The 2,534-nt window shown below is 46.2% G+C and carries 3 protein-coding genes; 1 reads left to right on the top strand and 2 read right to left on the bottom strand.

Annotation, left to right across the window (positions count from 1 at the left end; genetic code table 11):
• Positions 1–49: 49 nt before the first annotated feature.
• The gene (locus QUA34_RS29950) at positions 50–523 is read right to left on the bottom strand and encodes a peroxiredoxin (RefSeq protein WP_333391134.1); all 474 of its coding nucleotides are present in this window, start codon (positions 521–523) and stop codon (positions 50–52) included.
• Between the two features lie 119 nt (positions 524–642).
• Here QUA34_RS29950 and QUA34_RS29945 point away from each other — a divergent pair, with 119 nt between their 5' ends.
• Positions 643–1,983: a peptidylprolyl isomerase gene (locus QUA34_RS29945; protein WP_333391131.1), complete on the top strand. Its 1,341-nt coding sequence runs from the start codon at positions 643–645 to the stop codon at positions 1,981–1,983.
• Positions 1,984–2,092: 109 nt separating this feature from the next.
• Here QUA34_RS29945 and QUA34_RS29940 read toward each other — a convergent pair.
• Positions 2,093–2,534 (bottom strand): tetratricopeptide repeat protein (locus QUA34_RS29940; RefSeq protein WP_333324561.1); only part of this gene is annotated, 442 nt, incomplete at its 5' end.

Here is a 2,534-nt window from a genome sequence, read left to right as displayed (position 1 = left end):
GCAGGTTTTTTTCCATAATTGTAATATTCCGCCCAGAATGTCACACTTGTCAATACCCTCTGACCTGAATCCTTACAATAAAACTGTGTCGCGCTGAGATAAAACTCATCCAAGAACCGTAAGCTTTACTCACTTTACCATCCGTATCAGCTAACAGCGGAAACTTCAAACCTTCCGAATCGCAAAATTCCGCATGGGAATCGACATCATCAGCGCTAATACCGATAATTTGAGTATTCTTTGCCAAGTATTTCGGCAAGTCTTGCTGAAATCTCCGCGCTTCGATCGTACATCCTGAAGTAAAGTCTTTCGGATAAAAATAGACTACCAGCCACTTACCGCGATAATCCGACAGCGACACTTGTCCGTCCCCGCTGTTTGTCGGCAAAGAAAACTCCGGCGCTGGTTGATTTACCGGAGGAAGCTTACCGCCGAGGGCAAATGCAGGTGTGGCAAAATTGAAACTTAGAAAAACTAGACAAATTGCCAATAAAGTGCTAAAAAAATTGCGGCGAGACATCATAAATTTAGAAGTAGAACTGTACTTAAGACAAGTTTACAGTTTTCTGATTAAATGGGTAGGGGCAATTCGCGGATTGCTTCTAAAACCCAAAGATCACTCACTCAAATAGCGATTTACCCATGAGCGCTGCACTCCCGTTAACCGGCAAAGCTATAGTAGTCCAGGTAATTAACGGTCAACCCGTTACGATCGAAGTAGACGGTACTAATGCCCCGATTACTGCGGGAAATTTTGTTGACTTAGTTGAACGAGGCATTTACGACGGGGTGATGTTTCACCGAGTTGTGCGCCAGCCAGATCCTTTTGTGGTGCAAGGAGGCGATCCGCGCAGCAGAAATACGACAATTCCAGCAAGTCAATTGGGAACGGGTAGTTTTATTGACCCGGATACCAATCAGGCGCGTTTTATTCCTTTGGAAATTAAGCCGCAAGGGGCCGCGCAACCTGTTTACAACCAAGTTGTAACCCAGACGCCGGAGTTGCGGCATAATCGCGGGGCTGTGGCAATGGCTCGTTCCAATGCTTTGGATTCGGCTTCTTCGCAGTTTTATTTTGCTTTGGATGAGTTGCCATTTTTGGATGGTAGTTATGCTGTTTTTGGCAACGTTATTCAAGGTTTTGAAACGGTGAATGCGGTGCAGCAGGGCGATCGCATTTCAACTGCAAAAGTCGTTGACGGCATCGTCCCCAGTCGGATTTCTAGCATCATTACCGATGTTGATTTCCTTAACGATTCCATTAACATTACCAATTTGGCAAATCTGCCTTTGCGACCCCTCAGATTGGCCAACACCCCGAACAACTATCAAGTCACTCCCCAAGACTATGAGCAAAATCCCGGCGGTGTAGTGGGAGGTAGCGCAAACGATCGCATCCTCGGTGAAGCCACGTATGGTGATGGAATTAACGGCAGCCAAGGCAACGATACCATCAGTGGCGAAGAAGGCGACGACTTTCTCAGAGGCGGCAAAGGTAACGACTCCATTAGCGGCGGTGTTGACGACGATATTATCAACGGAAATCTCGGCGACGATAATGTCAATGGTGATGCTGGTAACGACTTTTTGCGAGGCGGCCGAGGAAACGATATTTTAATCGGCGGCGATGGTAACGATGTTTTAATCGGGGATGTTGACAGCGATACTCTCACTGGTGGCGCAGGTGCAGATACTTTTGTTCGGGTTACGGGTGAAATTCTGGAGTTGGATGGGACGAGCGATATAATTCTTGATTTTAGGCCGGGAGATGGCGATCATATTGGCTTGACCAGCCCTTTATCCAACACCTCATTCACTCAATCAGGCAGCAACACACTCATTCAATTTGGAGGAGCTACTTTGGCTGTGGTTCAAAATGCCACTCCTGCAGCAGTTCAAAATGCTGCTTTTGAAATTAACTTTTCTTCTGCTTACGTTGCCGATAACTTGCCCCCCGGAGACGCCGCCTTGAGAGTTGGCTAACTTTAACAAGGCTCACGCAATAAAGATAAGGGTAGGGTGCTCTTCAGTGCACTTTACCTGATTATCAATAGCCAATTCCCTATTCCCTATTCCCAATTGCCAAATTCAACTAACACCATAGCTTTGTAATTTGAGAAACTGCCTCTTGATAAGAATCCATTCTCCCCTGCTGCTTAAAAAGCTCGGCAGCTTTCTGAAAATCCTCAAATGCTCCCTGAACCTCTCTCAATTTATATCTAGTCAGTCCTCGGTTAAAGTAAGCTTTAGCAAAAGCGCTATCGAGGCGAATTGCTGACTCAAAATCAGCTAGTGCTGCCAGGGAATTTTCCATTTGTAGGCGGATAGCACCTCGGTTAAAGTAAGATTGAGCTACATTAGGGTTGAGCAGCAGTGCCGAGTTGTAATCGGCGATCGCCGCACTATAATCTTTTAAACGAGTCAGCATAAACCCCCGATTGCTGTAATACTTGGCTCGGTAAGGATTGAGTTCGATGGCTGTAGTTAAATCTTCGATCGCCGATTGCTTATAGCCTAATTTGTAGCGGGTCACA

The sequence above is a fragment of the Microcoleus sp. POL10_C6 genome (genome assembly GCF_036701585.1).
GTDB lineage: Bacteria > Cyanobacteriota > Cyanobacteriia > Cyanobacteriales > Microcoleaceae > Microcoleus.
Note: the sequence above shows the minus strand (reverse complement) of the source record. Positions and strands in the feature narration are given on the sequence as shown.